Source organism: Muriicola sp., from assembly GCF_049669965.1.
Taxonomy (GTDB): Bacteria; Bacteroidota; Bacteroidia; order Flavobacteriales; family Flavobacteriaceae; genus Muriicola.
In genome coordinates this window covers 1-5,522 of the sequence record NZ_JBATLB010000278.1, presented here as the reverse complement: position 1 = coordinate 5,522, position 5,522 = coordinate 1, and the positions used below count along the sequence as shown (strand labels likewise).

The window sequence follows — 5,522 nt, the reverse complement described above, 5'->3', positions numbered from 1 at the left end:
TGCCCGATGTCTTCCCCAGTGCGTATTTTCGCTTTCTGCCAAAACGCTCAGGCATTAAATCATTGAAGTATAGGTTATTTTTATTATCTCCATCTGCATGTATACCAGCAGTTTGTGTAAAAACATTGTCGCCTACAATTGGTTTATTCGCAGGAATCCCAAAGCCCGTAAATGCCGAAACCAACTTACTTACTTTAAACAAGGAGGATTCCTCAACATTGATCTTTAATTGAGGCATAAAGTCATTAATTACAGCCACAACGCTGGCCAAGGGTGCATTCCCTGCACGTTCGCCCATTCCGTTCACCGTTAAATGAAGTCCGTGACACCCTGCCTTCAATGCTTCCATGGCATTGGCTACACTCAGATCATAGTCGTTATGTCCATGAAAATCGAAATGGATTTCCGGATAGCGAGCAATAATACTTTCCAAATAGTGGGCGGTCTCTCTGGGGGTTAATACTCCCAGGGTGTCCGGAAGTAATATGCGTTTTACAGGCTGAGAAGCTAAAAAATCGAGGAACTGATACACATAATCCGGAGAATTCCGCATCCCATTACTCCAGTCTTCGAGGTAGACATTCGTAATAATTTCAGCTTTTGTAGCCTCCTCGATGATGGCGGCAATTTCAGTAAAATGCTCCTGGGGCGACTTCTTAAGCTGGTGGGTAAGGTGATTGAGCGATCCTTTGGTTAAAAGATTCTGCACTTTGGCACCCGTCTCTTTCATCCATTGAATTGACAGGCCTTTGTCTACAAAGGTTAGTACCTCAATCCTGTTTTCATACCCTTTGGTGTACGCCCATTCCAAGATCTGTTTTACCGATTGAAATTCGCCTTCAGAAACCCTGGCCGAAGCAATCTCAATTCTATCGACCTTTAATTCATCTAACAGTAGCTTGGCCATGGTCAATTTTTCCGAAGCGGAAAAAGACACCCCTGAGGTTTGCTCCCCATCTCGTAAGGTAGTGTCCATGATCTCTATGGTCCTTTTTGGTGCTGTCATCTTTGTAGATGATAAATGTTCTTCCTTCTGTGAAGGAGGCGATGCTGTATCTGGCATGGCGATGGTTTTACAGAGGCATGTTTTTAGCGAAATCTTCAATTTCACTTTTCATGCTTAACAAATAGTCAATGTCGTCATAGCCATTGAGCATATTGTCTTTTTTATAATGATTGATATCGAAGGTTTCTTTTGCCCCCGTAGCATTGATAGTCATAGTTTGTGCCGGAAGATCTATGGTGAATTCAGCTTTAGGACTCGCCTCGATCGCCTCAAAGATCTTTTGTAGAAAATCTGCACTTACTTGAACCGGAAGCACCCCAATATTCAGGCAATTGTTCCTGAAAATATCGGCAAAGAAGCTCGAAACCACGCATCGGAAGCCATAATCATAAATGGCCCAGGCTGCATGTTCTCTGGAAGACCCAGAACCAAAGTTCTTCCCACCTACCAGGATCTTACCGCTGTAAATTGGGTTGTTCAGGACAAAGTGCTCCTTGGGGGAATTATCGGGATGATAGCGCCAATCTCTAAATAGGTTATCACCAAATCCACTGCGCTCGGTTGCCTTGAGAAAACGCGCAGGGATGATCTGATCCGTATCTACGTTTTCTATTGGCAGGGGAACTGCTGTACTAGTAATGATATTGAATTTATCGTATGCCATTATCGTATGGAAATTATGCTGTTTCTAATTGTAACAGTTCTCTGGGGTCTGTTACCTTCCCTGTTATCGCTGCTGCTGCTGCCACCAACGGACTGGCCAATAGTGTTCTTGAACCGGGTCCTTGTCTGCCTTCAAAATTCCTGTTAGAAGTGCTTACCGCATATTTTCCTGCCGGAATCTTATCATCATTCATGGCAAGGCAGGCCGAACAACCAGGCTCTCTTAATTCAAATCCTGCGTCTTGTAAAATGTCTAGGATCCCTTCCTTTTTTATAGCTTCTTCAACCCTGTGTGAACCGGGCACCAACCAGGCAGTTACATGATCGGCTTTTTTACGGCCTTTAACTATTTCCGCAAAAGCGCGAAAATCTTCAATTCTGCCATTGGTACAACTTCCCAGGAAGACAAAATCTATTTTCTTTCCTAACATGGCATCTCCCTCATGAAAGTTCATGTATTCCAATGATTTTTTATAGGTTGCTACCCCACCTTCCAAAGATTCTGCTGTTGGGATCCCAAGGGAAATTCCAATACCCATCCCTGGATTGGTCCCATAGGTGATCATGGGCTCAATGGTGCTACCATCAAAACGCACTTCTTTATCAAAAACGGCATCATCGTCTGTCTTTAGGGATTGCCAGTATTCCATGGCTTTATCCCAGGCTGCACCCTTTGGGGTATATTCTCTGCCTTTGACATAGGCAAACGTTTTATCATCAGGGGCTATCATCCCACCTCGGGCACCCATCTCAATACTCAAATTACAGACGGTCATTCTTCCTTCCATAGACATGTTTCGGAAGACCTCGCCGGCATATTCCACAAAATATCCGGTGGCGCCAGAGGTAGTTAATTGAGAAATGATATATAAAGCTACATCCTTTGGGGTAACTGCTCTGTTTAAGGAACCATCAATGGTGATCCTCATCTTTTTAGCCTTCGGCTGCATGATACACTGTGTTGACAATACCATTTCTACCTCAGAGGTCCCAATGCCAAAAGCAATGGCTCCAAATGCTCCATGGGTAGACGTATGGGAGTCGCCACATACTATGGTGGCACCCGGTAGGGTGATTCCATTTTCTGGTCCTATGACGTGCACGATGCCATTTTTTTCATGGCCCAATCCCCAATAAGGAACTCCGTTTGCCGCAGCGTTCTCCTCCAGGGCCTTTAATTGGTTGGCAGACAAAGGGTCCTTCACGGGCAAATGTTGATTTCGGGTGGGTGTATTATGGTCAGCTGTTGCAAAAGTCCTATTGGGATAGAGCACTTTGCTTTTCCTGTTCTTTAACCCAAGGAAAGCTACGGGGCTTGTAACCTCATGAACTAAGTGGCGGTCAATAAAAAGAACATCGGGCCCATTCTCAATTTTCCTTACTACATGGGCATCCCATACCTTATCAAATAGTGTTTTCTTTGAACTCATAAATAGCGTTTTCTAAACGCACAAAGCTAAAAATTAGGGATTGGAATTGAAATCGGGCTGAGCTAAAATTACGACGTTCAAACCAGCTTCCGGGATAAGCCAGTGTGGTTTTTGGGCTAACTAATGTAGTTCCAAATGTTTTTATGCTTTACTAATTGGGCATAAGAGTTCCGTAATGTCTTGTTTTTTTCTTGGGCCAATTGAGGATCTTCATTGAGTATTTGAATGGCAAAATATCTTGCAGTTTTAAGGATGTCATTGTCTTTTACAATGTCTGCGATTTTAAGTTGAAGGAGTCCGCTTTGCTGGGTTCCCATAAGATCGCCCGGACCTCGTAGTTTAAGATCAACTTCGGCTATTTCGAAACCGTCATTAGACCTTACCATGGTCTCTAGCCTGGTCTTGGCCTCTGAGGAAAGCTTTTGTCCCGTCATTAGGATGCAATAACTTTGATCGCCTCCGCGTCCTACACGGCCGCGAAGCTGATGTAACTGTGACAGCCCGAAACGCTCGGCACTTTCAATGATCATCACCGTGGCATTTGGGATATTTACCCCTACTTCTATGACCGTAGTGGCCACCATGATCTGGGTTTCTCCTTTGACAAATCTGGCCATTTCATATTCCTTATCCTCGGATTTCATTTGCCCATGCACAATGGAGATCTGGTATTGAGGCATGGGAAATTCGCGTACCATACTCTCATAGCCATCCATCAGATCTTTGTAATCCAGGGCCTGGGATTCCTGTATTAAAGGATAGACCACATAGACCTGCCTGCCTTTTAGGATCTCATCTTTGAGAAAGCGAAATACCTTGAGTCGGTTAGCATCAAATCTGTGTACTGTTTTTACGGGTTTTCTGCCTGGGGGAAGTTCATCTATAACCGATATGTCTAAATCCCCGTATAAACTCATGGCAAGGGTGCGGGGAATAGGGGTGGCGGTCATTACCAGAATATGAGGTGGAATATCATTCTTATGCCATAGTTTAGACCGTTGTGCCACCCCAAAACGGTGCTGTTCATCTATGATCGCCAGTCCCAGATTCCGGAATTGCACCTTGTGTTCAAGCACCGCATGGGTTCCTACAAGGATATGAAGTTCGCCATTTTCCAATTGTTCGTGAATTACTTTCCGATCCGATTTTTTTACGGAACCCGTTAGCAGTGCTATTCGTATTTCCATACTCCCCAGGATCTCCTGAAGGTTATTGAAATGCTGATTGGCAAGTATCTCAGTGGGGGCCACTAAGGCAGACTGAAAGCCGTTGTCTAAGGCAAGGAGCATGCTCATAAGTGCCACTATAGTTTTGCCAGAGCCCACATCGCCTTGCAATAAACGATTCATCTGTGCATTACTTCCAAGATCTGCCCTTATTTCCTTGATCACCTTTTGCTGAGCAGCTGTTAACTCAAAAGGTAGATGGTGATGGTAAAACGTGTTAAAATGTTCTCCCACTTCAGAAAATGGAAAACCTTTTATTTTCTGTTTTCGAAGTATCTTTTTGGAAATAAGCTGCAACTGAATAAAAAAGAGTTCTTCAAATTTCAATCGGAATTGTGCCCTGGCCAGTAAATGTTGATCCCTTGGGAAGTGTATATTGAATAAGGCCTCCGTTCTTGAGAGAAGTTTAAGATCATCCAGGACCTGATCTGAAAGGGTCTCCGGAAAGCTCGCATTTGCTTCGGCAAAAAGCTGTTTTACCAGATTGCTTTGCACTCTGTTGGAGATCCCTTTATTACTTAACTTTTCTGTAGATGGATAGATGGGCTGCATGGTAATTCTAAGTCCCTGTTCATGATCTGTAAGAAGATCCATTTCCGGGTGTGGCATCGAAAACGAATCGTTGAACCAGTTAGTTCTCCCAAAGATCACATAAGGCACGTTGATCTTAAGTTGTTCTTTGATCCATTTTTGACCACGAAACCAAACCAGTTCCATTTCGCCCGTCTCATCGGCAAAAGTGGCCACAAGTCGCTTTCCTCTTTTTTGCTCTACGGTTTTGAGATGAATGATCTTACCTATTAACTGAACCTCGGCAGAATTGCGTTCCAATTCATTGATCTTGTAGTATTTGGTCTTGTCAATATATCTATTGGGATAATGGCTCAAAAGATCTTCATAGGTCTGTATCCCCAACTCCGACTGTAATACCTGGGCACGGTTTGGCCCAACTCCTTTTAAGTAAGTGATGGGGGTCTGTAAGAGATTGGGATTCATTCGTCTAAATTAACGGTTACTCTATTGAACTGCAACAGATCAAAATATTAAATTTGAACCATGAATCATCTCCGTATGTGGAAACTTTTTCTTCTGACGTTATTTTTAGTGAATTGTGGCATTCTGTATGGTCAACCACAACCGGCAGTTGACTTTCTTCATGGACAAATTGATCTGAAGATCTACCCAAAAAAAAAGACT

4 protein-coding genes are annotated in these 5,522 nt (G+C 43.5%); all 4 read right to left on the bottom strand.

Features of this window, described 5'->3' with window-relative positions; translation table 11 throughout:
* On the bottom strand, window positions 1–1,006 hold a 1,006-nt coding region (locus WBM49_RS13670), incomplete at its 3' end, for a 2-isopropylmalate synthase (RefSeq protein WP_424372602.1).
* 67 nt (window positions 1,007–1,073) lie between these two features.
* A complete protein-coding gene (gene leuD, locus WBM49_RS13665; protein ID WP_424372601.1) occupies window positions 1,074–1,670 on the bottom strand; it encodes a 3-isopropylmalate dehydratase small subunit in 597 nt (198 codons plus the stop codon).
* 13 nt (window positions 1,671–1,683) lie between these two features.
* Window positions 1,684–3,099 (bottom strand): 3-isopropylmalate dehydratase large subunit, encoded by a 1,416-nt coding sequence (leuC, locus tag WBM49_RS13660; RefSeq protein WP_424372600.1) that lies wholly within the window; start codon window positions 3,097–3,099, stop codon window positions 1,684–1,686.
* 116 nt (window positions 3,100–3,215) lie between these two features.
* Complete coding sequence (recG, locus tag WBM49_RS13655; RefSeq protein ID WP_424372599.1) at window positions 3,216–5,321, bottom strand: ATP-dependent DNA helicase RecG; 2,106 nt, start codon at window positions 5,319–5,321, stop codon at window positions 3,216–3,218.
* Window positions 5,322–5,522 lie beyond the last annotated feature (201 nt).

Excerpts from the sequence above, each read along its gene's own strand:
- recG (WP_424372599.1), bottom strand. The coding sequence starts at position 5,321 with ATGAATCCCAATCTCTTACAGACCCCCATCACTTACTTAAAAGGAGTT.
- leuC (WP_424372600.1), bottom strand. The coding sequence starts at position 3,099 with ATGAGTTCAAAGAAAACACTATTTGATAAGGTATGGGATGCCCATGTA.
- leuD (WP_424372601.1), bottom strand. The coding sequence starts at position 1,670 with ATGGCATACGATAAATTCAATATCATTACTAGTACAGCAGTTCCCCTG.